Origin of the sequence: Mesorhizobium sp. M7A.F.Ce.TU.012.03.2.1 (genome assembly GCF_004006095.1) — a bacterium.
Lineage (GTDB): Bacteria > Pseudomonadota > Alphaproteobacteria > Rhizobiales > Rhizobiaceae > Mesorhizobium.
In genome coordinates this window covers 5,134,685-5,159,124 of record NZ_CP034779.1, presented here as the reverse complement: position 1 = coordinate 5,159,124, position 24,440 = coordinate 5,134,685, and the positions used below count along the sequence as shown (strand labels likewise).

The following is a 24,440-nucleotide window of genomic DNA, read 5'->3' as shown; positions in this document are numbered from 1 at the left end:
CTAGTCGGATCGTCGGCTGAATGCCGCGGTGCATCCGAAATCAAACGCCGGCAGTACACTCCCGGTAAAATTGGATTTGAGATCCAAAAAGGCCCCGTCCGTTTGCGCAAAGCACGGCGGGGCCGTTTTCATGTGCGGATTGTCTTGTGGGCGACAGGCGCAGCGCGACACGCGCTGTCAGTGGCGCGGCGGCCCGATCGAGCCGGCGCCGACATCGACGGTGATGCTGCCGGAAATCCTGACATCGGTATCGCCGATCTTGAATGTACCGTTCTCGCCGGCTGGCAGCGCATCGTCCGGCTCGGGAGCCGGCTTGGCGATGCGGTAGTCGCCGGTTACGCCGGGAAGGGCGCTTTTTTGCGTCGACGACGAACTGTCGTCGGCAAGTGCCGCGCCGCTGATGAGGCCCGCAATGGCGAGCGCTACAACGGCGATGACGCGGTGCAATGATCTGGACTGATGAGTGTCGGTCATCGCAGGACTATAGTGGCGCGTCGCCGATGGAACCAGACCGGCATCGTCAAATCTTCGACTAACTGCCGGACGGTCTCCGATCCGACCCTGGCTTACGCCGCTTTCTTTCGCGTGTCGAAAACATGGTCGACGATGCCCCAGGACTGGGCCTCGCGGGCGGTCATGAAGTGGTCGCGGTCGAGCGTGCGTTCCACCTCTTCATAGCTGCGGCCGCAATGCTGCGCGTAAAGTTCGGCCATGTGCCGTTTCGTCCGGCCGATGCGCTCGGCATGGCGCTGGATGTCGGAGGCTTGGCCTTGGAACCCGCCCAGCGGCTGATGCAGCAGGATGGTGGCATTCGGCAGGGAAATCCGACGCCCCGGTGTGCCTGCCATCAGCAGGAACGAGCCCATCGAGGCGGCAAAGCCCATGCATACGGTGGACACCGGGCAGCTGATATATTGCATCGTATCGTAGATGGCGAATCCGCTGGTCACCACGCCGCCCGGCGAGTTGATGTAGAGCGAGATCTCCTTGTCGGGATTGTCCGATTCCAGCGACAAAAGCTGCGCGCAGACCAGCGCCGAGATGTCATCGTTGATCTCGCCATTGATGAAGATGATGCGCTCGCGCAGCAGCCGCGAAAAGATGTCGAAGGCACGTTCGCCGCGGCTCGATTGCTCGATGACCATCGGCACCAGACTGGCAACACCGCTCATTGTCTCTCTCCGTCCGTTTTGTTTTCAGGCCGCGCGAAGCAGGAGGCGAGGCGTGTTTGCGGCGATTGGCTTAGATGACCTGTTCGCACCGAGCGAAACCCGGCAGCCGGCGCCTGCCATGGCGACGGCAGGCATGGTCTTGCGGGCAAAGCCGTCATGGACGATGCGCAGATGCGTGCCGCCGGAAACGGTTCGGGCAAGTGTGAAGGTGACGGTACTGTCGAGCGGCCCCTGCCTGGCGGCGTCGCCCGGCTGCTCCCGCCAGGAATAGCGCAGCAGCTTCTCGGGTTCGGCGTCGAGGATTTCGCATTCGATCGGCGTGTCCGGTCCGGCGAAGGCAAAACGGTTGCCGATCTCGGGGCTGATGTCGTTCGGCATCATCCAGGCGGCCAGCAATTCCGGTACGGTCAGGGCCCGCCAGACCTTTTCCGGCGGCTCGGCAAGCTCGTACTCGAACTCGAGCGCATCCGGGGCGTCGCCTTGGCCGTGGTTGGTCGTTGATCCCGCCTTCTTCATTGATCCATGTCCTTCAAAACCGCCTTCAGCCTTTCGATGCGCTCCGGCCAGAAGGTCCGGTAGCGTTCGATCCAGGAGAGCAAGGGGGCGAGCCCCTGCGGATCGGCGCGGTAATAGGCGTTGCGGCCGGCTCGCCGCTCGACCACCAGCCCGGCGCCACGCAGCACCGCCAGATGCTGCGACACCGCGGGCTGCGACACCGTCATCCCGGTGCGCAATTCCGACACGCTCATCTCGCCGGCGGCCAGCCGCTCAAAGACGGCGCGGCGCGTCGGGTCGGCCAGTGCGCGAAAAATCTCTGCTTCGATCATGCCAAAAGCATAAGTGCATACTTATTGATTTGGCAAGCGGTCTTTTCAGGCCCATATGATCGGCTTCGGCGTTGCTGCCATTCCTTGACAATAAGCAGCGATGCGGATAAGAACGAAAAGGGAACAAAAACCTTGTGGGTAAAGGCAGCCATGGCAAGCGGCGATCGCCTGCAGCCTGTAAGGTGCTGCGACAAAAATTTGTTTCGGATGAGCGCGGAGAAATATCATGGCGGGTAGCGTCAACAAGGTCATTCTGGTCGGCAATCTCGGCGCGGATCCCGAAATCCGTCGCCTGAATTCGGGTGAACCGGTCGTCAACATCCGCATCGCCACATCGGAAAGCTGGCGCGACAAGAATTCCGGCGAACGCAAGGAAAAAACCGAGTGGCACAACGTCGTCATCTTCAATGAGGGCATCGCCAAGGTGGCGGAGCAGTATCTAAAGAAGGGCATGAAGGTCTATGTCGAGGGCCAGTTGCAGACGCGCAAATGGCAGGACCAGACCGGTGCCGACAAGTACACGACGGAAGTCGTTCTGCAGAAATTCCGCGGTGAGCTGCAGATGCTCGACGCACGCGGACAGGGCGAGGGCGGTCAGGTCGGCGGCTATACCGGTGGCGGCAGCAGCCGTGGTTCCGATTTCGGCCAGTCCAGCCCGAGCGAAGGCTTCAATCGCGGTGGCGGCGGTGCCAAGAGCGGCGGCGGCGGTGGTTCGTCGCGCGAATTGGATGACGAAATCCCGTTCTGATCGCAACAGTTATGTCAGACACAGTGCCCCGAGAGTCGTTCATGGACTTTCGGGGTTTTGCATCGTGATTGAGGCTGACCGGGCCGATCAACGAAATACGGTGAGAGGACGAGTTGGGTGAAAGCGCGCGTAAAGTGGGTCGAGGAGCGCACCTTCGTCGGGGAATCCGGCAGCGGTCACATGGTCGTGCTCGGAACAGCGCACGGACCGGAAGGCAGGACGCCGGGTCCAAGCCCGATGGAGCTGGTGCTGATCGGCACCGGTGGCTGTTCGGCCTATGATGTCGTGCATATCCTCGAAAAGGGCCGCGAGGCGGTCGAGGACTGCGTGGTCGAGCTTGATGCCGAGCGGGCCGAAACCGAGCCAAGAGTGTTCACCCGCATTCACATGCATTTCGTCGTCAAGGGCAGGGCACTCTCCAGCGTCAAGGTGAAACGCGCGATCGACCTTTCGATCGAAAAATATTGCTCGGCCTCCGCGATGCTGGCCGAGACCGCCACGATTACCCACGATTTCGAGGTCATCGACACGACGGCGAAATAGAACCGGCTTCGGGTTCTCGCCGCGTCAGCCTCTCAGCCTGCTATCAGCGCCTTGATACCGTCGGCGACGAATTGCACAGCCAGTGCCGCCAGGATGACGCCAAGCAGACGGGTCAGGATCGAGCGGCCGGTCTGGCCGAGGATGCGGTCTATGCGTTCCGACAGCACGAACACCAGATAGGTGATGGCGAGGCAGACGAAGATGATGCCGACCAGCGCCGCCTGCGCGGCAAAGCCTTGAAACGAGCCGGAAAGCAGCACAGTTGCCGAAATGGCACCAGGGCCCGCGATCAGTGGGATCGCCAGCGGGAAGGCGGCGATGTTGTGGATCATGTCCTTGGTGATGGCGACGTCGCCGATCTTCTCCTTGCGGTCCTGCCGGCGCTCGAACACCATCTCGAAGGCGATGAAGAACAGCAGGAAACCGCCGGCGACGCGGAAGGCCGGCAACGTTATGCCGAACACCGACAGGATCGAGGCCCCGGCAACCGCAAACAGCGCCATCACTAGGAAACCGATGATCGAGGCGCGCACCGAAACCTGCTGGCGCTCCTCGCGGTTCATGCCGCGCGTCACGGCGAGGAACAGCGGCGCCAGGCCGGGCGGGTCGATGGTCACGAGAATGGTGACGAAAGCGTTGAACAGGCTGTCGAAACTCGGCATCTCTGACCCTCCCGCCGGGCTGTGCCCGTGCCAGAATACTGGTAGAGCAAAGCCCGTTCGGTGGGAACCGTTCGTGAGAAAGTGGTTGATGCGGGACAGAGGGCAGCGCGAAGGATCGCGACGCTTTTATTCTGGGCTGCTGCAATCCTCGGAGATCAAACCGCTCGCCGCGCCAGGAACTCGACTTCCAGCCGCCATGTCGCGCCATTGTCTTGCGAGCGTTCGCCCAGCCAGCGGAAGGAGTTTTCGGTGATGCGTGAAAAGCTCCAGCGTACCGAGCTGCCGGTGTCGTCGGCGCCCACTTGCACGATCGTGTCACCCTCGGCGCGGCCGAGCTGGCGGCTGAAATACTGGTTGCGCGGGTCGCTCCAGAAGATGTGCCAGGCATCCGCGCCGGGATCATAGACGCGCAGCGTCGTGCCGTAAAAAGTCCATGTGCCCAAGGATGGCGATGGACCGGCGTCCCGCGCGGGCAGGATCCACACGTCCTGGATCGCCCGGCCTTCCAGCACCCAGCCGAAATGCACCTCGCCACGCCCTGTCAGCACAGTGCCGTCCTCGAGGTGGCGCGAGGCCTCAAACGTCCAGGCGCCGACGAAGCGGCCGTAAAGGCTCAGTTTTTCGGCAAGCCCTTCGATCGGTCCGGAGCTATGCAGGGCTTCGGCAAACGAGGATTGATCGAACATGGCTGCGGTCTCTTCTTGTCAGGAGACCGTTAGGACTAGGCGGTGACGGGGTTCTGGGCTTGGGAAAAATTGCTATATTTCGACTATGACGACGACCACGCATAGTCTCGCATTCGGAGCCGGTTGGCACGTGACGGACGTCATTTGCACGGCCGGCGCCGGCGACCGGCCGTTCGAGGAAGCGCATCAGGATTTCTGCGTCGCTGCGGTCACCAGCGGCACGTTTCGCTACCGCGCCCAGCAAGGCACGGCGATGCTGGCGCCCGGCGCGCTCCTGCTCGGCAATCCCGGCACATGTTACGAATGCGGGCACGAGCATGGCAGCGGCGACCGTTGCCTCTCGTTCCATTTCGAGCCGGCTTACATGGAACGGATCGCAGCTGGCGTTCCGGGCGCCAGGAAGCTGGCTTTCGAGGCGGCGCGCCTGCCGCCTTTGCCGGTACTGGCGCCGCTCCTGGCCGAAGCGGAGACCGCGCGCGAGATGGCCTACATCGACGCCTTCGAGGAACTTTCCCTGCGCTTGGCCGGTGCTGCCGTGGCTACAGCCTCTGGCGCTACGCATGTCGGGCGCGCGCCCAGCCGCCGCGATCAGAAACGGGTGGCCGAGGCAGTGCGGCGGATCGAACTGGACGCCGATGGGCCTGTCTCGCTTTCAGCGCTTGCCGATGAGACAGCAACCAGTCCGTATCACTTCCTGCGCATCTTCCGGCAGGTGGCGGGCATGACGCCCTACCAATTCCTGCTCAGGACGCGATTGCACAGGGCGGCGGTGCGGCTACGCCTGTCGAACGATGCGGTCTCGGCGATCGCCTTCGAGGCAGGCTTCAACGATCTGTCGACCTTCAATCGTCGTTTTCGGCGGATCATCGGGGAGACGCCGGGCCAGTATCGCAGCCGCCGTGGCGCATGGGCCGTTTCTGCTTCGTGAATCGGCCCCATGCCCGCCAAGGCAGACACGCAGGCTTTTGCGTCAGGGCGGCGAAAACTGCCTTGGCCATATCGTCGCAATCAGCGGTATCCATTTGAAATTACCACTGAAAATGACACTGGAAAAGTGCCGTGAAGGTTGGAGTTTCGGGCTTGCTTCCTATATAAGCACCAAGTGATTCCTGATTAGATTGTGATCCGATTTGACCGACCAGAAGACACCGCGCGGCGCCGACGGCGGCCCCACCGGCATCGAGCCGATATCCATCGTCGAGGAGATGCAGCGCTCCTATCTCGATTACGCTATGAGCGTGATCGTCAGCCGTGCGCTGCCGGACGTGCGCGACGGCCTGAAGCCGGTGCATCGCCGCATTCTCTTCGCCGCCCATGAGAGCGGCTACCACTGGAACCGCAAATATGTGAAGTCGGCGCGTCCGGTCGCCGACGTGATGGGTAAATACCATCCGCATGGCGACGCCTCCATCTATGACGCCTTGGTGCGCATGGCGCAGGACTGGTCGCTGCGCGTTCCGTTGATCGACGGGCAGGGCAATTTCGGTTCCATCGACGGCGATCCGCCTGCGGCGATGCGCTACACGGAAGCGCGGCTGACCAAGGTCGCGCACGAGCTTTTGGAGGATATCGACAAGGATACCGTCGATTTCCAGGACACTTACGACGCGTCGGGCAGCGAACCGAAGGTTCTGCCGGCACGGTTTCCCAACCTTTTGGTCAACGGCTCGGGCGGCATCGCCGTCGGCATGGCGACCAACATTCCACCGCATAATCTCAGCGAAATCTGCAACGGCGCCATCGCCCTCATCGACAATCCGGCGATCGACCTGCCGGCGTTGATGGAGATCATTCCGGGACCGGATTTCCCCACCGGCGGCATCGTGCTTGGCCGTTCGGGCATCTACAACGCCTATTCGACCGGCCGTGGCTCCATCGTCATGCGCGGCAAGGTCAACATCGAACAGCGCGGCAACGACCGCGAGTCGATCATCATCACCGAGGTTCCCTACCAGGTGAACAAGTCGTCGATGATCGAGAAGATGGCTGAACTGGTGCGCGACAAGCGCATCGAGGGCATTTCCGATATCCGCGACGAGAGCGACCGCCAGGGCTACCGCGTCGTCATCGAGTTGAAGCGCGACGCCGTTGCCGACGTCATCCTCAACCAGCTCTACCGCTTCACGCCGCTGCAGACCTCCTTCGGCGCCAATATGGTGGCACTGAACGGCGGCAAGCCGGAAGTGATGAACCTGACCGATATGCTGAAGGCGTTCGTCGCCTTCCGTGAGGAGGTGATCACAAGGCGGACGAAATTCCTGCTGCGCAAGGCGCGCGACCGCGCCCATGTGCTGGTCGGTCTCGCCATCGCAGTCGCCAACATCGACGAGATCATCAAGCTGATCCGCACCGCGCCGGATCCGCAGACGGCGCGTGAGCAGTTGATGGAGCGGCGCTGGCCCTCTGGCGACGTGGAATCGCTGATCCTCCTGATCGATGACCCGCGTCACCGCATCAACGAAGACGGCACCTACAATCTGTCAGAGGAACAGGCGCGCGCCATCCTCGAACTGCGCCTGCAGCGCCTGACCGCGCTCGGCCGCGACGAGATCGCCGACGAGTTGAACACGATCGGCGCCGAAATCATCGATTACCTGGACATTTTGTCGTCCCGCGCGCGCGTCCAGCAGATCGTCAAGGACGAGCTTGCTGCCGTGCGCGACGAGTTCGGCACGCCGCGCCGCACCGAACTCACCGACGGCGGTTCGGACATGGAAGACGAGGACCTGATCCAGCGCGAGGACATGGTCGTGACGGTGAGCCATTCCGGCTACATCAAGCGCGTGCCGCTGTCGCTCTACCGGGCGCAGCGTCGCGGCGGCAAGGGCCGCTCCGGCATGTCGACCAAGGAAGAGGATTTCGTCACCCGGCTGTTCGTGGCCAACACCCATACGCCGGTGCTGTTCTTCTCCTCGCGCGGCATCGTCTACAAGGAAAAGGTCTGGCGGCTGCCGATCGGCAATCCGCAGTCACGCGGCAAGGCGCTGATCAACATGCTGCCGCTGGAGCAGGGCGAGCGCATCACCACCATCATGCCGCTGCCGGAGGACGAGGCCAGCTGGGGCGAACTTTACGTGATGTTCGCCACCACGCGCGGCACCGTGCGCCGCAACGATCTATCCGACTTCGTCCAGGTCAACCGCAACGGCAAGATCGCCATGAAGCTGGAGGAAGAAGGCGACGAGATCCTCGGCGTCGAGACCTGCACCGACAAGGACGACGTGCTACTGACCGCCAGTTCCGGCCAGTGCATACGCTTCTCCGTCGGCGACGTGCGCGTCTTCCAGAGCCGCAATTCGGTCGGTGTGCGCGGCATAACCATGGCCGAGACCGACCGCATCATCTCGATGTCGGTGATAGAGCATGTCGATGCTTCGCCAGCGGAACGCGCCGCTTACCTGAAGCGCGCGGCGGCGGAGCGGCGGCTTGCCACGGAAACGACCGGCGAAGAGGAAGAGATCGCGCTGACCAATGAGGAGATCGGCGAGGAGACGGAGCTTTCCGACAACCGATACGAAGAGCTCAAGGCGCACGAACAGTACGTGCTGACGGTCACCGAGTTCGGCTACGGCAAGCGTTCGTCGTCCTATGATTTCCGGCTGACCGGACGCGGCGGCAAAGGCATCCGCGCCACCGATGTGTCGAAGGCAGCCGAGATTGGCAGGCTGGTGGCGACGTTCCCGGTCGGCAATGACGACCAGATCATGCTGGTGTCGGACGGCGGCACCGTCATCCGGGTTCCGGTCAACGGCATCCGTTTCGCCAGCCGCGCCACCAAGGGCGTGACCATCTTCAACACGGCTGAAGGCGAAAAGGTGGTTTCGGTCGAGCGGATCTCGGAACCGCAAGCGGACGAAGAAAGCGATGAGACGGTCGAGGGCGGTGCTGATGCCGCTCCGGCGCCTGACGCCGGTCCGGAGGGTACGGACTAAGTCCGGCACCCGGGTTTTGACATAGCAACGCCGGCCAGGTGGCCGGCGCGGCAGCAAGTTCAGGCTTTATCAGTAGTGACGATATGGCTTGCGCGGGCCGAAGCCTTCGAAGCGCTTGGTGTTTGCCTTGACGCGGATGCGTTGCGCCTCCTGATGCAGCCCAAATACGGTGGCGATCAGCATGGCGACGGTCATTGCGGTGGCGAGCATGTAGATCAGCATGTGCGTGTTCTCCTGCGCCTAACAACGGATAGATGGGATTTTGGTTTCATCTTATTAAGGTGCAACCTAGTGAACGCTGCGTGAAGGCTTCGTGATCAGCGTGTTCATCTGTCGTTCATGTGCCGGAAAAGGTTCACGACCGGCGCGCCGATCGGTTTGCCTTTGCGAGAGAGGCTCGTTAGAGCCTGTTACATCTTGATGGACGGAAGACGGAACGGGCTCTAGCTTTCATTTGAGCATGATCTTTTCCAAAAACCGGTTTCCACTTTTTGGGATCATGCATTAGAAGCACCTGCCATGACTGAACGCATCGCCCTCTATGCCGGCTCCTTCGACCCGCTGACCAACGGCCATCTCGATGTGCTGAAGGCCTCGCTGGCCGTGGCGGATATCGTTTACGCGGCGATCGGCATCCATCCGGGCAAGCAACCGCTGTTTTCCTTCGAGGAGCGGGTGAAGCTGATCGAGACGGCGACGAAGACGGAATTCGGCAGCGACGGTGCCCGCATCAAGGTCGTCGCCTTCGACGGGCTGGTCATCGACGCCGCCAGGAAGCAGGGCGCCTCGATCATGATCCGCGGCCTGCGCGACGGCACCGACCTCGACTATGAGATGCAGATGGCCGGCATGAACGAGACCATGGCGCCTCAACTGCAGACGGTTTTTCTGCCCGCCAGTCCTTCGGTACGCACCATTACCGCCACACTTGTTCGCCAGATTGCCTCGATGGGCGGCGACATTCGCCCCTTCGTGCCGGCGGCGGTTGCCGGTGCGCTCACAGCCAAGTTCAAGAAGTAAGTTTTCGGAGAAAACCATGCAGCTGAAAAAGCTAGCCTCGTTCCTTGTCGTGCTCGCCGGTCTTGTGGCTGTGTCGGTCTCGGCTTTCGCCGCCGACCCGGAAAACACAATGATCATCACGCTGAAGGACGGCGACGTCACCATTGCGCTGAGGCCCGATCTTGCGCCAAAGCATGTCGAGCAGATCAAGAAGCTGGTGCGCCAAGGCGCCTATGACAACGTCGCCTTCCATCGCGTCATCGACGGCTTCATGGCGCAGACCGGCGACGTCAAGTTCGGCAATATGAAAAAGGGTTTCAGCGCCGAGGCCGCCGGCACCGGCGGTTCCGACCTGCCCGACCTGCCGGCCGAATTCTCACAGACCGAACATTATAAGCGCGGCGTGGTCGGTATGGCCCGCTCGCAGGACCCAAATTCGGCCAATTCGCAGTTCTTCATCATGTTCGCTCCGGCACCGCCCCTCGATGGCCAGTACACGATCGTCGGCAATGTCGTCAGCGGCATGGAACTGGTGGACCAAATCAAGAAGGGCGACCAGGCGGACAACGGCACGGTCACCGATCCCGACCGGATGATTAAGGTGCGCATCGCCGCCGACAAGTAAATTGTCGAATAACTCTGTTTTCTCAAAAGGATATCTGACATGGCCGAAATCAAGGATCGCGAGAACGCGCTCATCATGGAAACGACCAAGGGCAAGGTCGTCATCGAACTTTTCCCCGACCTGGCGCCCGGCCATGTCGCCCGCATCAAGGAACTGGCCAGGGAAGGCGCCTATGACGGCGTGGTCTTCCACCGCGTCATCGAGGGTTTCATGGCGCAGACCGGCGACGTCAAGTTCGGCAATTCGAGCAAGCCTTCCTTCGCGCCGTCCCGCGCGGGCATGGGCGGCTCTGAAAAGCCGGATTTGAAGGCTGAATTCTCCAACGCCAACCATGCTCGCGGCACCTGCTCGATGGCCCGCTCGCAGAACCCGAACTCGGCCAATTCGCAGTTCTTCATCTGCTTCGACGATGCCGCATTCCTCAACCGCCAGTACACGGTCTGGGGCCAGGTCATCGAAGGCATGGACAATGTCGACAAGATCAAGCGCGGCGAGCCGGTGCAGGATCCCGACAAGATCGTGTCGCTGAAGGTCGCGGCCGACGTCAAGTAAGGGCAAACGACAATGATGGGCGTCGTCTGGTCGCTTCTCGGCATCCTGTCCGGCGCCTTCATTGCCATTCAGGCGCCGATCAATTCGCAGCTGGCGCGCGGCCTGGGCCTCCCGGTCGCGGCGGCTGCGTTTTCGTTCCTGTCGGGCGCGATCGTGCTCGGTATCATCTCCGTCACGGTGGTGAAGCTGCAAGGCATCTCGCTCGACTGGAAGGCGCCGGCGCCCTGGCTGTTCGTGGCCGGCGGCATGCTGGGCGGTTTCTATGTCACGCTGTCGACGATTCTCACGCCACGCATAGGTGCGGCCGCGCTGATGGCGTTTCTGGTCACCGGCCAGTTGCTGGCCGGCATGCTCATCGATCGCGTCGGCTTCCTCGGCGTCGCGGTGCGTGAAATCTCGCTCGGCCGCGTTGCCGGCGCGGTGCTGCTGCTGGCCGGAGCGCTGCTCGTCCGGCTCTACTGATGCGCGTCGATCTCTTTGACTTCGACTTGCCGGAGGAGCGCATCGCGCTTCGTCCGGCGGAGCCGCGCGACAGCGCCAAGATGCTGGTGGTCAAACCCGGCGAAGGGTTCGACGACCGCAGGGTTGGCGACCTGCCGTCCTTGCTCAGGGCCGGCGACGTGCTGGTGTTCAACGACACCAAGGTCATTCCAGCGCAGCTCAAAGGCATCCGGAGGCGAGGCGAAGCGACAGCGCAGGTCGAAGCCACGCTGCATATGCGCAGGGCGCCGGACCGCTGGCTGGCCTTCATGCGGCCGGGCAAGCGCATTGCCGCCGGCGACCGCATCCATTTCGGCCATGACGGCAATTCCTGTTTGCTCGGTCAGCTCGACGCCACGGTGATCGAGAAAGGCGAGGGCGGCGAAGCGCTGCTTGGCTTCGATCTGTCGGGGCCGTTCCTCGACGAGGCGCTGCACGCGGTCGGCCACATTCCGCTGCCGCCCTACATCGCCTCGAAACGCGACGACGACGAACGCGACCGGGCCGACTACCAGACCATCTATGCAAGCGAGGAAGGCGCCGTCGCGGCACCAACCGCGGGCCTGCATTTCACGCCGGAGCTTTTTGCAGCGCTTGACAGCAAGGGCATCGAACGCCGCTTCGTCACCTTGCATGTCGGCGCCGGTACGTTCCTGCCGGTGAAGGCGGACGACACCGCCGACCACAAGATGCATGCCGAGACCGGTTCGGTCAGCGAAGCCACTGCGGACGTCCTGAATGCCGCAAGAGCAAGGGGCGGGCGCATCGTTGCCGTCGGCACGACCTCGCTGCGTCTGCTGGAGAGTGCGGCGCGTGAGGACGGTACTCTGGCTGCGTGGTCTGGTCCGACCGATATCTTCATCACGCCCGGCTACCGTTTTCGCACCGCCGACGTGCTGATGACCAATTTCCATCTGCCGCGCTCGACGCTGTTCATGCTTGTCTCGGCCTTCAGCGGCCTCGACACGATGCGTGCGGCCTATGCCCATGCGATCGAGAACCGTTACAGATTCTATTCCTATGGCGACGCAAGCCTGCTTTTCCGAGCGGAGACGAGCGATGGACGATGATCTGCAAGCCTTTGACCGCTATGCGCTGAATGCGGAATTGAAAAAGCTGCGCGCCGGCATTCGCCAGCACCTCGTTTCCGCCATGCGCGGCTGCATCCACTACCGCCAGTCGCTCGACAATCAGGCGCCGGACGCCCCGATCCACGACAAGGAATTCAATGGCTAAGCCGTTCAGCTTCAAGGTTCTGGCAACCGACGGCAAGGCGCGGCGCGGCGTGATCGACATGCCGCGCGGCGAAATCCGCACGCCGGCCTTCATGCCGGTCGGCACCGGCGGCACCGTCAAGGCGATGTATATGGACCAGGTGCGCGGTGTCGGCGCCGACATCATCCTGGGCAATACCTATCATCTGATGCTGCGGCCCGGCGCCGAGCGTGTGGCGCGGCTCGGCGGTTTGCATGAATTCGCTCGCTGGCCGCATCCGATCCTAACCGACAGCGGCGGTTTCCAGGTGATGTCGCTGTCGAAGCTGAGAAAGCTGACCGAAAAGGGCGTCACCTTCCGCTCGCATATTGATGGCGCCGCCTACGAGATGTCGCCGGAACGTTCGATAGAGATCCAGGGATTGCTCGATTCCGATATCCAGATGCAGCTTGACGAATGCACGGCGCTGCCGGCCGAGATGAAGGAGATCGAGCGCGCCATGGAGATGTCGCTGCGTTGGGCCGAGCGCTGCAAGACGGCGTTCGGCGATCAGCCGGGCAAGGCGATGTTCGGCATCGTGCAAGGCGGCGACAACGCGGCCCTGCGGGAGCGCTCGGCGCAGGCGCTGAGCGCGATGGAGCTGAAGGGCTATGCGGTCGGCGGCCTGGCCGTCGGCGAACCGCAAGCGGTGATGCTCGAGATGCTCGACATCACCTGCCCGGAACTGCCAGCGGACAAGCCGCGCTATCTGATGGGTGTCGGCACGCCCGACGATATCCTGAAATCGGTGGCGCGCGGCATCGACATGTTCGACTGCGTGATGCCGACACGGGCCGGCCGCCACGGCCTTGCCTATACAAGGCGCGGCAAGGTCAATCTGCGCAACGCCCGCCATGCCGACGATCCACGGCCGCTCGACGAGGAAAGCGACTGCCCGGCCGCCCGGGACTACTCACGCGCCTATCTGCATCATCTGGTGCGCTCTCAAGAAGCGCTCGGCGCAATGCTTTTGACGTGGAACAACCTGTCCTACTACCAGAAACTGATGCAGGACATCCGCGCTGCGATCGAGGCCGGCACCTTCGAGGCGCGCGGCGCGGAAATCACCGAGGGCTGGGCGAGGGGCGATATCCCGTTGCTGTGAGGCCTCAAGTGCTGAGCGAATTCGAAGCGCGCAGGCTGCAGCCGGTGATCTGGAACGTACCGTCGGGCTGTTGCTGCAACGTGTAGACCGCCTCGTAATCCTTGCCGTCGGGGCCGACGATCAGCACCTGCTGGACGATCGAACCCGGAGCGGTCTCCTCGACCTTGCCGAAGGAATAGGTCCGCGGCTTGCGCACCGGCGGATAGCCGTTGGTCACCATGTTCATGAAGGCATCGACGGTCGGGAAGATCCGCTTCACATTCGGGGCGGCGAAGCTGTAGGCGGTGGCGCCGTCATTGGCGATGAGGGCCTTTAGCTGACTGTCGATGACGGACTGGCCCGCCTTGATCTCGGCATCGCCGGCCAATACCGACGACGCGAAGAGGAATGGAACGACTGCGATTGCGAAAAAGGCGCGGCGCATGGCCTGTCTCCGTTATCCCGCGAAATATCTTCCCTCGAAATGCTGCTGTCCGAAGACACATCATAACATACGCTTGGCAGCGCATCGCGGTTTCAGCGATTGCGAATATTCACTGGCGATCGGTGACAAGTTCCACGCCAGTGGCGGAGTTGCAGCAGGCGGTAGCCTAGGCCCGAGCCGGCTGAGCATTCATTCCAGCGCTTGAAAGCCCGCCTCCAGTCTGCCAGAAGGGCCGCTGGACTTGGACGTTTAGCGGGACGAAGCCATGAAGGCGTTTTTCGTGCAGATCAAATGCGAGCTCGGCAAATCCTATGAGGTTGCCAGTGCGCTTGCCGATGCCGAGATCGCCTCGGAAATCTACTCCACCGCCGGCAATTACGATCTGCTCGCCAAATTCTACGTCGACGACGAGGAAGACGTCGGCCATTTCGTCAATGAGAAGGTGCAGATTCTCCCCGGCATCAAGGACACGTTCACCGTCGTCACGTTTCGCGCTTTCTAGCCTGGAAACGCATTTGCCCGGGCACGAGGCAAAGGCTGATCAAGGTCATATTTTAGCTGCCTCAATTTTGGGCAGGCGCAACATACTGATCGCCCGTATCTCTCAAATCACCGATTGCGCTTGATTTTCTCCGGCGACGCCAGTGAAATGGCGTCACAGGGGAGTATGCGATTGGCAGCGTTCGATGAAATGCTTCCGGAAGTCTCCGGATTGAGAAGACCGTATTCGGCTTATGATCGCTGGCTGAAGGAGCAGGATCCGGCCAGGCTGACCGAGAAGATGCAGGACGCCGAACGCGTCTTCCGCAAGACCGGCATCACCTTCGCCGTCTATGGCGAGCAGGAAGCTTCCGAGCGGCTGATCCCGTTCGATATCGTTCCCCGCATCATTTCAGGCAATGAATGGCGCCGCCTCACGCAGGGCATCGAGCAGCGCGTGCAGGCGCTGAACGCCTTCCTCGACGACATCTACCACCGCCAGGAAATCCTGCGCGCAGGGCGCGTCCCCAGGGAATTGATCGCCAGGAACGAGGCCTTCCTGCCGGAGATGATCGGGGTCAGGCCGCCGGCCGGCGTCTACACCCACATCATCGGCGTCGACATCGTCCGCATCTCGGAGGACGAATTCTACGTGCTGGAGGATAATGCGCGCACACCGTCGGGCGTCTCTTACATGCTGGAGAACCGCGAGACGATGATGCAGCTGTTCCCCGAGCTGTTCCAGAAGATCAAGGTACGGCCGGTGGAAAACTACCCGCAGCTTCTGCGCCAGTCGCTGGCGGCGGTGCGGCCGCAAAGCACCAAGGGCGCGCCGACCATTGCGGTGCTGACGCCCGGCAGCTTCAACTCCGCCTATTTCGAACACGCCTTCCTCGCCGACCAGATGGGCGTGCAGCTGGTCGAAGGCCAGGATCTGCGCGTCGTCGACGGCCATGTCGCGATGCGCACGACCGAAGGCTACAAGCAGATCGATGTGCTCTACCGGCGCGTGGACGATTCCTTCCTCGATCCGCTGACCTTCCGGCCGGATTCGGCACTCGGCATACCCGGCATCATGGATGTCTATCGGGCCGGCAACATCACCATCGCCAATGCGCCGGGCACCGGCATCGCCGACGACAAGGCGATCTATTCCTACATGCCCGAGATCATCGAATTCTACACCGGCCGCAAGGCGATCCTGGGCAACATCCCAACCTGGCGCTGCTCGGAGCCCGACAGCCTGAAATACGTGCTCGAGCACATCGACGAGCTGGTGATCAAGGAAGTCCATGGTTCCGGCGGCTACGGCATGCTGGTCGGGCCGGCTGCGACCAAGAAGGAATGCGAGACCTTTGCCAAGAAACTCCAGGCAAAACCTTCGAATTACATCGCCCAGCCGACGCTGGCGCTGTCGACATGCCCGATCCTGACGGAAAAGGGGCTGGCGCCGCGCCATGTCGATCTCAGGCCTTATGTGCTGGTCTCCGATCGCATCCAGATCGTGCCGGGCGGCCTCACGCGTGTCGCGCTGAAGGAAGGCTCGCTGGTCGTGAATTCCTCGCAAGGCGGCGGGACGAAAGATACTTGGGTGCTGGATGATTAAAGCGAATAGCGAATAGTGAGTAGCGAATAGGGGAAGGAGGGCAGCAAGACGGCGATCAATTCTTACAGGGACCTAATTGTTTGGAAAGCGGCCGTCGAGTTGGCGGTGGATTGCTATTCGGTAACCAAAGCCTTTCCAAGCAGCGAAATCTACGGGATGACCTCTCAGATGCGGCGGTCTTCCGTATCAATTGCAGCAAACATCGCCGAAGGGCATGGGCGGGAGAGTACGGGATCATTCATTCAATTTCTGCGCATGGCGCAGGGATCTCTCAAAGAGTTGGAAACACACCTGATCTTGTCTGAAAAAGTAGGGTTGATGGTTGAAGCAGAGGTGGTGCGTTTGCTTAGCAAGGCCGATGAGATCGGGAAAATGCTACGTTCCATGATCAGGAGTTTGCAACAAAAATCATGAAGCTGATTTTCCCCTATTCGCTACTCACTATTCGCTATTCGCTCGAAATCGGGGCACGATGATGCTTTTAGGCCGCACCGCCAACGGGCTTTACTGGATGAATCGCTATATCGAGCGGGCGGAGAACATGGCGCGCTTGGTCGATGCCGGTTTGCGCATGGCGCTGACTCGTACCCAGAGTGCCTCGGAAGAGTGGAATTCGGTGCTGCTCAGCGCCGGTTCCGACGTCACCTTCAGCCAGAAATATTCTGACTATACCGCGGCCAACGTCGCCGACTTCCTGTTGCGCGACACGTCGAACCCGTCGAGCACGATGGCGTCGATCGAGACGGCCCGCAACAATGCCCGCATGGTGCGTACCGCGCTGACGCGCGAAACCTGGGAAAGCATCAACGAAGCCTGGATGTCGCTGAAGCGGATGCTGGCCAAGCCGATCGACGAGCGCGACCTGCCCAGCGTACTCGACGCCATCAAGCGCGAGACGGCGCTGATCCGCGGCTCGTTCTACGGCACCATGCTGCGCAACGAAATCTTCGACTTCTCGCAGCTCGGCACCTATGTCGAGCGCGCGGACAACACGGCGCGCATCCTCGACGTGAAATATTATGTGCTGCTGCCGTCGATCTCCTGGGTCGGCTCGACGCTCGACAATTATCAGTGGGAATCGATCCTGCGTTCGGTCTCGGCGCATCGCTCCTACCGTTGGGTCTACGACGCCGATTACAAGCCGACCAACATTGCCGACTATCTGATCCTCAATGTCCGCATGCCGCGTTCGCTGATGTTCTGCTATCGCTTCCTGTCGGAGCACCTGAAATTCCTCGGCGACGATTACGGCGAACGCCATGCCTGCCACGCAACGGCCGAGAAGACGCAGACAATGCTGAGAGCCGGGTCGATCAAGGGCATATTCGACGCCGGGCTGCATGAGTTCCTGGCCAATTTCATTCGCGACAACACCAAGCTGGGCGAAGAGATCGCACAAGATTACCGGTTCAATTGAGCATGGTCCCGAAAGGTGGGAGCCGGTTTTCTCAGACAAATGAAACCGTTTGTCCGGAGATCGTGCTCACAAACGGAATAGAAGCATGCGGCTGAAGATCACCCATCGGACCGAATACCGCTACGACGCGCCGGTGCACTATCTGTTGCAGCGGCTGCGGCTGCTTCCGGTCAGCGGGTCGACGCAGACCGTTCTGTCCTGGGCCTTGACCATCGAAGGCGCGCGCGAAGAAGTTCGCTTTGTCGACCATTTCGGCAATGACACAAGGCTGCTAAGCGTCGAGGGCGAGCGCGACTTCATCACGGTGGAAGCATCAGGCGAAGTGGTGACACGCGACACCGCGGGTGTCTCGGGGCCGCACCAGGGCTTTACGCCGCTCTGGCTGTACAGCCATGAGACGCCATTGACGGTGATCGGCAGCGGTATCCGCGAACTCGCCGCATCGGTCGGCAAGGGCAGCGACATCGAAAGGCTGCACCGGCTGATGGCTGTCATCGGCGAGCGCGTTGTCTACACGCCCGGCACCACCAGTGCGACGACGCCGGCGGAGGAAGCCTTGGCGCTGAAAACCGGGGTCTGCCAGGATCATACCCATATCTTTGCCGCCGCGGCGCGTGCCATGGGCTTTCCGGCCCGCTATGTCAGCGGCTATCTGATGCTGGAAGCCACGGTCGAGCAGGCGGCCAGCCATGCCTGGGCCGAGGCGCATGTTTCGGGTCTCGGCTGGGTTGCCTTCGATGCCGCCAATGGCATTTCACCCGACGAGCGTTATGTAAAGGTGGCAACGGGCCGCGATTACCGCGACGCCACGCCGGTGTCGGGAATTCGGCTGGGACAGGCGGAAGAACAGCTTGCGGTCACCGTCACGGTGGAGCAGTAATCCTCGCAAGATTGCTGCCGAGCGATTCAGCGTTTCAAGGAAACGCCGGACCGCTCTATCTCCTTGTTTTAACGCAATTCCGGACGGAAAACCGCTTCACACTTTTCCTGGAATTGCTCTAGAAGAGATTCCATGACCTATTGCGTTGGCCTGAAGATCGATGGCGGGCTCGTGTTCATGTCGGACACGCGTACCAATGCAGGCATGGATTCCATCTCCACCTTTCGCAAGATGCATGTCTGGGAAGAGCCGGGCGAGCGCGTCATCGTTTTGATGTCGGCGGGCAACCTGGCGACGACGCAGGCCGTGGTCAGCCTGCTTGACGAGCGCACCAAGGCGATCTCCGAAAGACATTCCACGGTGCTCGAAACGCCGTCGATGTACCAAACGGTCCGCATTGTTGGCGACACGGTCAAGGAGGTCATCGCCAATTCGTCGCCCGCCGGCGAGAAGGCGGATTCCTACTTCAATGCGTCCTTCATCCTCGGCGGCCAGATCAAGGGCAGCGAGCCGCGCCTGTTCATGATCTATCCCGAAGGCAATTTCATCGAGTCGACCGACGACACGCCGTTTTTTCAGATCGGCGAGACCAAATACGGCAAGCCGATCATCATCCGCGCCTATGAAAGGACGATGAGCCTGGCCGAGACGGTGAAGCTGCTTTTGGTGTCGTTCGATTCGACGTTGAAGTCGAACCTGTCCGTCGGCTTGCCGCTCGACCTGCTCTTCCTGGAGAAGGACGCCTTCAAGGTCGGATTGAAGAAGCGGATCGGCCAGGACGACCAGTATTACCGCACGATCTCCGACGGATGGTCGAATGCGCTGAAGACCGCCTTTGCCAGCCTGCCGGATTTCCCTGGCTGAGGCGTGCGGCATCCATTGCCGGTTGCGTCTATTTCACGCGTTAATTAATAAAGAGACCAGCCGCGATGGATGGTGGCGGTCGATCATGTCGGGAGGACAGGATGAACAACGATGATTTCCGGCAATGGTCGCGCCGCGCCGCCGACTGGGGCGCCGACTACCGCAATACGCTACGCGAGCGGCCGGTGCGGCCGCTGGTCGAACCGGGCGACATTTTTCGAAGCATTGAGGCTTCTCCGCCCGAAGACGCCGAGCCGATGGACCGGATCTTCGCCGACTTCGAAGAGAAGATCCTGCCGGGAATGACGCATTGGCAGCATCCCCGCTTCTTCGCCTATTTCCCGGCCAATGCGGCGCCGGTTTCGGTGGTGGCGGAATATCTGGTTTCGGCGATGGCCGCGCAATGCATGCTCTGGCAGACGTCGCCGGCGGCGACCGAACTCGAAACGCGCACCGTAGACTGGATGCGCCAGGCGCTCGGCCTGCCCGAAGGGTTTTCCGGGGTGATCCAGGATTCAGCCTCGTCGGCGACACTGGCCGCGGTGCTGACCATGCGCGAACGGGCGCTCGACTGGCAAGGCAACAGACAAGGCCTGGCAGGGCAGGCGCGGCTGCGCATCTATTCCTCCGACCAGGTGCACACGTCGATCGACCGGGCGATCTGGGTGTCCGGCATCGGCGAGGACAATCTCGTGCGCATTCCGGTCGGCGGCCGCTTTCGCGCCATGGACACGGCAGCACTCGAGGCGGCAATCATCGCCGACAGGGAAGCCGGCATGCTGCCGGCCGGCATCATCGCTTGCGTCGGCGGCACCAGCACCGGCGGCACCGACGATATTGCAGCGGTTGTCGAGGTCGCACGGCGGCATGGGCTTTATCTTCACGTCGACGCCGCATGGGCGGGATCGGCGATGATCTGTCCGGAGTATCGGCATTTCTGGGAAGGGGTCGAAGGCGCCGATTCCATCGTTTTCAATCCGCACAAATGGCTGGGCGCGCAGTTCGACTGCTCGATCCAGTTCCTGCGCGACCCCGAAAGCCATGTGAGGACGCTGGCCATCAAGCCGGATTATCTGAAGACACACGGCCACGACGGCATCATCAACTATTCCGAATGGTCGGTGCCGCTTGGCAGGCGATTTCGCGCGCTGAAATTGTGGTTCCTGCTGCGCGCCCATGGCCTGGAAAATCTGCGCACGATGATCCGCAATCATGTCGCGTGGAGCGAAGGGCTTGCCGCGCGGCTGGCAAGGGAGCCGAATTTCGAGATCGTCAGCGAGTCGATGCTGTCGCTCTTCTCGTTCCGGCACAAGGCTGCAGCTGGCACTGATGCGGACGAGCACAATCTGCGCCTGGTCAATGCGATCAACGACGATGGCCGCATCTACCTGACGCAGACGAAGGTCGATGGCAGGATCGCAATCCGCTTCCAGGTCGGCCAGTTCGAGGCGACCGCCGCCGATGTTGATACGGCCTTCACCGTCATCTCGGAAATCGCGCGCGCAATGGATTGATCGGGCACAATCTGGTTTGCGTTCGTATTCACCTTGGCAATCACATGCATTTCATTAGCCGGCTCATGCCTTTTCATCGGTTTCGTTTTCGACTATAGACAAGAAAAACGAAAACGGGAGGTTGCCTATGTATCTGTCGCCGCGCCATGCCGAGATTATCCAGATGGCCAAGGATCATGGCCGCGTGCTGGTCGATGATCTGGCCACCCACTTCAATGTGACGCCGCAGACCATACGCAAGGACCTCAACGATTTGTGCGACCAGCGGCTGCTCTCGCGCATCCATGGCGGCGCGCTGTATCCCTCCGGCATCGAGAACATGGAATATGAGGCGAGACGCAAGATCGCCGCCGACGAGAAGGAGGCGATCGGCCGTGCGGCCGCCAGGCTGATCCCCGACAATGCCTCGCTGTTCATCAACATCGGCACCACGACCGAGTCGGTCAGCAAGGCGTTGCTCGATCACAACGGTCTCATGGTCATCACCAATAACATCAATGTTGCCAATAGGATGCGGATATATCCCTCGATCGAGGTGGTGATCGCCGGCGGGGTTGTGCGCGGTTCCGATGGCGGTGTGGTCGGCGAAGCGGCGGTCGACTTCATCAGGCAGTTCAAGGTCGACTATGCGGTGATCGGTGCATCCGCCATCGACCATGACGGCGCCTTGCTCGATTTCGATTTTCGCGAGGTCAAGGTGGCGCAGGCGATCATCGCCAATGCAAGGCATGTCATCCTGGTTTCCGACCAGACCAAATTCGAGCGAACCGCACCGGTGCGCATCGGCCATCTGTCGCAGGTCAACACCTTCATCACCGATCGTTGCGACATCCCGTCAGTGCGCAAGATCTGCCAGGAGGCCGAGGTTCAGTTGATCGAGACGTCGCTCGCCTAGGCGGTTTCCGCCCGATATCACGCGCTCGTGATATTTCGTTTGACATTCGTTATCATTTCGAAATAATTCCGACACGGTTTCGTAAAAGCCCAAAAATGGTGCAATGCGAAATCGTTGGAGGAATTGTGGACGCATCTCCGATCCGTGACATTTTCGTCATAGGTGGCGGCATCAATGGCTGCGGCATTGCCCGTGATGCCGTCGGTCGTGGCTTTTCCGTGTTTCTCGCCGAGATGAACGACCTCGCCAGCGGAACCTCCTCGGGTTCGACCAAATTGATCCATGGCGGCCTGCGCTACCTCGAATTCTACGAATTCCGCCTGGTGCGCGAGGCGCTGATGGAGCGCGAGGTTTTGTGGAAGAACGCGCCGCACATCATCTGGCCGATGCGCTTCGTGTTGCCCTATGCCAAGGGCCTGCGCCCGGCCTGGCTGATCAGGCTCGGTCTCTTCCTCTACGACCACATTGGCGGGCGCAAATTGCTGCCCGCGACCCGGACGCTGGACATGGCCAGGGATCCGGCCGGCAAGCCTTTGAAGCCGCTGTTCAAGAAGGCCTTCGAATATTCGGATGGCTGGGTCAATGATGCGCGACTGGTGGCGCTGAACGCGCGTGATGCCGCCGACCGCGGCGCCACGGTCCGCACCCGCACGAAGGTGACCGGCGCGCGCCGCGAAAACGGCCTGTGGGCAATCCAGATCGAGGATCTGCAGAGCGGCGAGACCGAGGAGATCAAGGCGCGACTGCTGGTCAATGCCGCCGGCCCCTGGGTCGATCATGTGCTGTCCGGCGTGGTGGGGCTCAACGATGTGCACAATGTCCGCCTCGTGCAGGGCAGCCACATTGTCATCGCCAGGAAGTTCGACGATCCACGCGCCTATTTCTTCCAGAACAAGGATGGTCGCATCATCTTCGCCATTCCCTATGAGGAAGAGTTCACACTGATCGGCACCACCGACCAAGATTATCCCGGCGATCCGCATGACGTGAAGATCAGCGACACCGAGATCGATTACCTCTGCGCCGCGGCAAGCGAATATTTCGCCCAACCCGTCAAGCGCTCGGACATCGTCTGGACCTATTCGGCCGTCCGCCCGCTCTATGATGACGGCGCCTCCAAGGCGCAGGAAGCGACGCGGGACTATGTGCTCAAGGCCGATGGCGGCGAGGGCGCTGCCCCAATCGTCAATGCCTTCGGCGGCAAGATCACCACCTATCGCCGGCTGTCGGAATCGATGCTGGAAAAGATCGAGGGTTTTCTCGGCAAGCGCGGCAAGCCGTGGACGGCAAACGCGCCGCTGCCGGGCGGCGATTTCCCGGCCACCGGTTTCGATGCCGAAGTGGCGAAATTGAAAACCGCCTATCCATTCCTCGACGCGCGCCTGGCTCGCCGGTTGACCCGGCTCTATGGCACCCGCGCAAGGATGCTGTTGGGGCTGGCCAAATCGAACGTCGATCTCGGCCGCAACTTCGGCGCCGATCTCTACGAGGCCGAGGTGCGCTATCTCGTTCAAAACGAATGGGCCGTCACATCAGAAGATGTATTGTGGCGCCGGACCAAGCGCGGTCTGCATCTCAGCCGCGAGCAGGTGGCGGCGCTCGATGAGTTCATGCGCGGCATAAGCCGGCGCCATGTCGCGGCTGCCGAATGAAGAGGGGTTTGAGCTGATGCGGAAGGCCTGGGAGGAGGCGTCATGCTGGAACTGAGAAACGTCACCAAGGCGGTCGGCGCGGTCGAGCATATAAGCGACGTGTCGCTGACGCTCCAGCACGGCTCGCTCAACGTCCTGCTCGGACCTACGCTTTCCGGCAAGACAAGCCTGATGCGGCTGATGGCCGGCCTGGACGTGCCGACCTCCGGTTCGATCTGGTTCGACGGCCAGAATGTCACCGGTGTGCCGGTGCAGAAGCGCAAGATCGCCATGGTCTACCAACAGTTCATCAACTATCCGGCGATGACCGTTTATGAGAACATTGCTTCGCCGCTGCGGGTGGCCGGCATCGAGCAGGCCAGGATCGACAGCCAGGTGCGTGAAGCCGCGGCTCTTCTCAAGCTGACGCCCTATCTCGACCGCACGCCGCTAAGCCTGTCCGGTGGCCAGCAGCAGCGCACCGCGCTGGCGCGCGCCATCGTCAAGAACGCAAGCCTGGTCCTGCTCGATGAGCCGCTCGCCAATCTCGACTACAAATTGCGCGAGGAACTGCGCGCCGAATTGCCCAGGATATTCGCCGCCGCCGGCACCATCTTCGTCTACGCCACGACCGAGCCGCACGAGGCGCTGCTGCTCGGCGGCAACACGGCGACGCTTTCTGAAGGGCGGATCACTCAGTTCGGACCGACCATCGAGGTGTTCCGCAAGCCGGTAGATCTGGTGACAGCCAGGACGTTTTCCGATCCACCGCTCAACACCATCGTGCTCGCCAAGAAGGGTCGGGACTTCCTGCTCGAGGGCGGCGTGAACCTGCCGGTGCCGGCCGAGCTCTCCGGCATTGCCGATGCCATGTACACGATCGGTTTTCAGCCGCACCACCTGTCGCTCGAGCGGCCCAATGCGGCGGCGGTACCGGTGCGCGCCAAGGTGACGATCACCGAGATCACCGGATCGGAGAGCTTCATCCATCTCGATTTCGCCGATGCGCGCTGGGTCATGCTGACCCATGGTATCAGGCATTTCGAGCCGGACGAGGTGGTCGAGGTGTTCATCGATCCGCGCCACATCATGGTTTTCGACGAGCACGGCAGCGCCGTGACTGCGCCGAAGCTGGCGGCTTGAG

The 24,440-nt window shown here is 61.5% G+C and carries 29 protein-coding genes; 21 read left to right on the top strand and 8 right to left on the bottom strand.

Annotated features, from left to right (window positions below):
- Positions 1-177: 177 nt before the first annotated feature.
- The 4 genes from EJ079_RS25575 to EJ079_RS25560 all read right to left on the bottom strand — a co-directional run bounded on the left by EJ079_RS25575 (position 178) and on the right by EJ079_RS25560 (position 1,999).
- Complete coding sequence (locus EJ079_RS25575) at positions 178-474, bottom strand: hypothetical protein (RefSeq protein ID WP_127810495.1); 297 nt, start codon at positions 472-474, stop codon at positions 178-180.
- 92 nt (positions 475-566) lie between these two features.
- On the bottom strand, positions 567-1,172 hold the full coding sequence (locus EJ079_RS25570) for an ATP-dependent Clp protease proteolytic subunit (RefSeq protein WP_127270740.1): 606 nt from the start codon (positions 1,170-1,172) through the stop codon (positions 567-569).
- A 24-nt stretch (positions 1,173-1,196) separates the two neighbouring features.
- Positions 1,197-1,688, bottom strand: coding sequence for an SRPBCC domain-containing protein (locus EJ079_RS25565; RefSeq protein WP_127810494.1), 492 nt, complete (start codon positions 1,686-1,688; stop codon positions 1,197-1,199).
- Entirely contained in the window at positions 1,685-1,999 is a 315-nt protein-coding gene (locus tag EJ079_RS25560; RefSeq protein ID WP_013531836.1) for a metalloregulator ArsR/SmtB family transcription factor, read from the bottom strand. Before EJ079_RS25560 ends, EJ079_RS25565 begins: the two co-directional genes overlap by 4 nt.
- Positions 2,000-2,225: 226 nt before the next feature.
- On the opposite strand from EJ079_RS25560, the gene EJ079_RS25555 reads away from it, so the two are divergent.
- Both EJ079_RS25555 and EJ079_RS25550 read left to right on the top strand, forming a co-directional pair.
- Positions 2,226-2,747, top strand: a complete 522-nt coding sequence (locus EJ079_RS25555; RefSeq protein ID WP_127270744.1) for a single-stranded DNA-binding protein — start codon at positions 2,226-2,228, stop codon at positions 2,745-2,747.
- A 117-nt stretch (positions 2,748-2,864) separates the two neighbouring features.
- Complete coding sequence (locus EJ079_RS25550) at positions 2,865-3,290, top strand: OsmC family protein (protein WP_127810493.1); 426 nt, start codon at positions 2,865-2,867, stop codon at positions 3,288-3,290.
- A gap of 32 nt (positions 3,291-3,322) precedes the next feature.
- Here EJ079_RS25550 and EJ079_RS25545 read toward each other — a convergent pair whose 3' ends face one another.
- Both EJ079_RS25545 and EJ079_RS25540 read right to left on the bottom strand, forming a co-directional pair.
- A complete protein-coding gene (locus EJ079_RS25545; protein WP_013531832.1) occupies positions 3,323-3,952 on the bottom strand; it encodes a MarC family protein in 630 nt (209 codons plus the stop codon).
- A gap of 155 nt (positions 3,953-4,107) precedes the next feature.
- Positions 4,108-4,638 carry a hypothetical protein gene (locus EJ079_RS25540; RefSeq protein WP_127269843.1) on the bottom strand — a complete coding sequence of 177 codons (531 nt, stop codon included), beginning with the start codon at positions 4,636-4,638 and terminating at the stop codon, positions 4,108-4,110.
- A gap of 85 nt (positions 4,639-4,723) precedes the next feature.
- Between EJ079_RS25540 and EJ079_RS25535 the strand changes: the two genes are divergently transcribed.
- Both EJ079_RS25535 and gyrA read left to right on the top strand, forming a co-directional pair.
- On the top strand, positions 4,724-5,566 hold the full coding sequence (locus EJ079_RS25535) for an AraC family transcriptional regulator (protein ID WP_127810492.1): 843 nt from the start codon (positions 4,724-4,726) through the stop codon (positions 5,564-5,566).
- Positions 5,567-5,768: 202 nt separating this feature from the next.
- Positions 5,769-8,570 carry a DNA gyrase subunit A gene (gene gyrA, locus EJ079_RS25530; RefSeq protein WP_127810491.1) on the top strand — a complete coding sequence of 934 codons (2,802 nt, stop codon included), beginning with the start codon at positions 5,769-5,771 and terminating at the stop codon, positions 8,568-8,570.
- Positions 8,571-8,639: 69 nt separating this feature from the next.
- Here gyrA and EJ079_RS25525 read toward each other — a convergent pair whose 3' ends face one another.
- On the bottom strand, positions 8,640-8,792 hold the full coding sequence (locus tag EJ079_RS25525) for a hypothetical protein (RefSeq protein WP_081714296.1): 153 nt from the start codon (positions 8,790-8,792) through the stop codon (positions 8,640-8,642).
- 297 nt (positions 8,793-9,089) lie between these two features.
- Between EJ079_RS25525 and coaD the strand changes: the two genes are divergently transcribed.
- The 7 genes from coaD to tgt are packed head-to-tail and all read left to right on the top strand — an operon-like array spanning position 9,090 to position 13,585.
- Entirely contained in the window at positions 9,090-9,590 is a 501-nt protein-coding gene (gene coaD / locus EJ079_RS25520; protein ID WP_127272529.1) for a pantetheine-phosphate adenylyltransferase, read from the top strand.
- 16 nt (positions 9,591-9,606) lie between these two features.
- Positions 9,607-10,194: a peptidylprolyl isomerase gene (locus EJ079_RS25515; protein ID WP_127269468.1), complete on the top strand. Its 588-nt coding sequence runs from the start codon at positions 9,607-9,609 to the stop codon at positions 10,192-10,194.
- A 39-nt stretch (positions 10,195-10,233) separates the two neighbouring features.
- Complete coding sequence (locus tag EJ079_RS25510; protein ID WP_127269467.1) at positions 10,234-10,746, top strand: peptidylprolyl isomerase; 513 nt, start codon at positions 10,234-10,236, stop codon at positions 10,744-10,746.
- Between the two features lie 12 nt (positions 10,747-10,758).
- Positions 10,759-11,208, top strand: coding sequence for a DMT family transporter (locus EJ079_RS25505; RefSeq protein ID WP_127269466.1), 450 nt, complete (start codon positions 10,759-10,761; stop codon positions 11,206-11,208).
- Positions 11,208-12,296, top strand: a complete 1,089-nt coding sequence (gene queA, locus EJ079_RS25500) for a tRNA preQ1(34) S-adenosylmethionine ribosyltransferase-isomerase QueA (protein WP_127810490.1) — start codon at positions 11,208-11,210, stop codon at positions 12,294-12,296. Before EJ079_RS25505 ends, queA begins: the two co-directional genes overlap by 1 nt.
- Positions 12,286-12,462: a hypothetical protein gene (locus EJ079_RS33415; RefSeq protein WP_164873853.1), complete on the top strand. Its 177-nt coding sequence runs from the start codon at positions 12,286-12,288 to the stop codon at positions 12,460-12,462. The genes queA and EJ079_RS33415 overlap by 11 nt, the downstream gene beginning before the upstream one ends.
- Entirely contained in the window at positions 12,455-13,585 is a 1,131-nt protein-coding gene (gene tgt, locus EJ079_RS25495) for a tRNA guanosine(34) transglycosylase Tgt (protein WP_127380837.1), read from the top strand. Before EJ079_RS33415 ends, tgt begins: the two co-directional genes overlap by 8 nt.
- A 4-nt stretch (positions 13,586-13,589) precedes the next feature.
- Here tgt and EJ079_RS25490 read toward each other — a convergent pair whose 3' ends face one another.
- Entirely contained in the window at positions 13,590-14,009 is a 420-nt protein-coding gene (locus EJ079_RS25490) for a DUF4864 domain-containing protein (RefSeq protein WP_127269463.1), read from the bottom strand.
- 265 nt (positions 14,010-14,274) lie between these two features.
- On the opposite strand from EJ079_RS25490, the gene EJ079_RS25485 reads away from it, so the two are divergent.
- From EJ079_RS25485 to EJ079_RS25440, 10 genes are all read left to right on the top strand, one after another.
- Complete coding sequence (locus EJ079_RS25485) at positions 14,275-14,511, top strand: Lrp/AsnC family transcriptional regulator (protein ID WP_010909609.1); 237 nt, start codon at positions 14,275-14,277, stop codon at positions 14,509-14,511.
- Between the two features lie 171 nt (positions 14,512-14,682).
- Complete coding sequence (locus tag EJ079_RS25480) at positions 14,683-16,095, top strand: circularly permuted type 2 ATP-grasp protein (protein WP_023812984.1); 1,413 nt, start codon at positions 14,683-14,685, stop codon at positions 16,093-16,095.
- 54 nt (positions 16,096-16,149) lie between these two features.
- Entirely contained in the window at positions 16,150-16,509 is a 360-nt protein-coding gene (locus tag EJ079_RS25475; protein WP_127270768.1) for a four helix bundle protein, read from the top strand.
- A 61-nt stretch (positions 16,510-16,570) separates the two neighbouring features.
- Positions 16,571-17,512 (top strand): alpha-E domain-containing protein, encoded by a 942-nt coding sequence (locus tag EJ079_RS25470; protein WP_027036710.1) that lies wholly within the window; start codon positions 16,571-16,573, stop codon positions 17,510-17,512.
- A gap of 85 nt (positions 17,513-17,597) precedes the next feature.
- On the top strand, positions 17,598-18,392 hold the full coding sequence (locus EJ079_RS25465; protein WP_127273300.1) for a transglutaminase family protein: 795 nt from the start codon (positions 17,598-17,600) through the stop codon (positions 18,390-18,392).
- Between the two features lie 132 nt (positions 18,393-18,524).
- Positions 18,525-19,256 (top strand): peptidase, encoded by a 732-nt coding sequence (locus EJ079_RS25460; RefSeq protein ID WP_127810489.1) that lies wholly within the window; start codon positions 18,525-18,527, stop codon positions 19,254-19,256.
- Between the two features lie 101 nt (positions 19,257-19,357).
- On the top strand, positions 19,358-20,770 hold the full coding sequence (locus EJ079_RS25455; protein ID WP_127810488.1) for an aspartate aminotransferase family protein: 1,413 nt from the start codon (positions 19,358-19,360) through the stop codon (positions 20,768-20,770).
- A gap of 127 nt (positions 20,771-20,897) precedes the next feature.
- On the top strand, positions 20,898-21,665 hold the full coding sequence (locus EJ079_RS25450) for a DeoR/GlpR family DNA-binding transcription regulator (protein ID WP_127258922.1): 768 nt from the start codon (positions 20,898-20,900) through the stop codon (positions 21,663-21,665).
- Positions 21,666-21,790: 125 nt separating this feature from the next.
- Positions 21,791-23,317 (top strand): glycerol-3-phosphate dehydrogenase, encoded by a 1,527-nt coding sequence (gene glpD, locus EJ079_RS25445; protein WP_127810487.1) that lies wholly within the window; start codon positions 21,791-21,793, stop codon positions 23,315-23,317.
- 42 nt (positions 23,318-23,359) lie between these two features.
- Positions 23,360-24,439, top strand: a complete 1,080-nt coding sequence (locus tag EJ079_RS25440; RefSeq protein ID WP_127810486.1) for an ABC transporter ATP-binding protein — start codon at positions 23,360-23,362, stop codon at positions 24,437-24,439.
- The last annotated feature ends 1 nt before the right edge of the window (position 24,440 follow it).

Coding starts and splice junctions, on each gene's coding strand:
- EJ079_RS25485 (WP_010909609.1), top strand. CDS start 14,275: ATGAAGGCGTTTTTCGTGCAGATCAAATGCGAGCTCGGCAAATCCTAT.
- EJ079_RS25440 (WP_127810486.1), top strand. CDS start 23,360: ATGCTGGAACTGAGAAACGTCACCAAGGCGGTCGGCGCGGTCGAGCAT.
- coaD (WP_127272529.1), top strand. CDS start 9,090: ATGACTGAACGCATCGCCCTCTATGCCGGCTCCTTCGACCCGCTGACC.
- EJ079_RS25575 (WP_127810495.1), bottom strand. CDS start 474: ATGACCGACACTCATCAGTCCAGATCATTGCACCGCGTCATCGCCGTT.
- EJ079_RS25515 (WP_127269468.1), top strand. CDS start 9,607: ATGCAGCTGAAAAAGCTAGCCTCGTTCCTTGTCGTGCTCGCCGGTCTT.
- EJ079_RS33415 (WP_164873853.1), top strand. CDS start 12,286: ATGGACGATGATCTGCAAGCCTTTGACCGCTATGCGCTGAATGCGGAA.
- EJ079_RS25470 (WP_027036710.1), top strand. CDS start 16,571: ATGCTTTTAGGCCGCACCGCCAACGGGCTTTACTGGATGAATCGCTAT.
- EJ079_RS25490 (WP_127269463.1), bottom strand. CDS start 14,009: ATGCGCCGCGCCTTTTTCGCAATCGCAGTCGTTCCATTCCTCTTCGCG.
- EJ079_RS25510 (WP_127269467.1), top strand. CDS start 10,234: ATGGCCGAAATCAAGGATCGCGAGAACGCGCTCATCATGGAAACGACC.
- EJ079_RS25525 (WP_081714296.1), bottom strand. CDS start 8,792: ATGCTGATCTACATGCTCGCCACCGCAATGACCGTCGCCATGCTGATC.
- EJ079_RS25565 (WP_127810494.1), bottom strand. CDS start 1,688: ATGAAGAAGGCGGGATCAACGACCAACCACGGCCAAGGCGACGCCCCG.
- EJ079_RS25570 (WP_127270740.1), bottom strand. CDS start 1,172: ATGAGCGGTGTTGCCAGTCTGGTGCCGATGGTCATCGAGCAATCGAGC.
- queA (WP_127810490.1), top strand. CDS start 11,208: ATGCGCGTCGATCTCTTTGACTTCGACTTGCCGGAGGAGCGCATCGCG.
- tgt (WP_127380837.1), top strand. CDS start 12,455: ATGGCTAAGCCGTTCAGCTTCAAGGTTCTGGCAACCGACGGCAAGGCG.
- EJ079_RS25560 (WP_013531836.1), bottom strand. CDS start 1,999: ATGATCGAAGCAGAGATTTTTCGCGCACTGGCCGACCCGACGCGCCGC.
- EJ079_RS25450 (WP_127258922.1), top strand. CDS start 20,898: ATGTATCTGTCGCCGCGCCATGCCGAGATTATCCAGATGGCCAAGGAT.
- EJ079_RS25455 (WP_127810488.1), top strand. CDS start 19,358: ATGAACAACGATGATTTCCGGCAATGGTCGCGCCGCGCCGCCGACTGG.
- EJ079_RS25540 (WP_127269843.1), bottom strand. CDS start 4,638: ATGTTCGATCAATCCTCGTTTGCCGAAGCCCTGCATAGCTCCGGACCG.
- EJ079_RS25555 (WP_127270744.1), top strand. CDS start 2,226: ATGGCGGGTAGCGTCAACAAGGTCATTCTGGTCGGCAATCTCGGCGCG.
- EJ079_RS25535 (WP_127810492.1), top strand. CDS start 4,724: ATGACGACGACCACGCATAGTCTCGCATTCGGAGCCGGTTGGCACGTG.
- EJ079_RS25460 (WP_127810489.1), top strand. CDS start 18,525: ATGACCTATTGCGTTGGCCTGAAGATCGATGGCGGGCTCGTGTTCATG.
- EJ079_RS25545 (WP_013531832.1), bottom strand. CDS start 3,952: ATGCCGAGTTTCGACAGCCTGTTCAACGCTTTCGTCACCATTCTCGTG.
- EJ079_RS25465 (WP_127273300.1), top strand. CDS start 17,598: ATGCGGCTGAAGATCACCCATCGGACCGAATACCGCTACGACGCGCCG.
- EJ079_RS25505 (WP_127269466.1), top strand. CDS start 10,759: ATGATGGGCGTCGTCTGGTCGCTTCTCGGCATCCTGTCCGGCGCCTTC.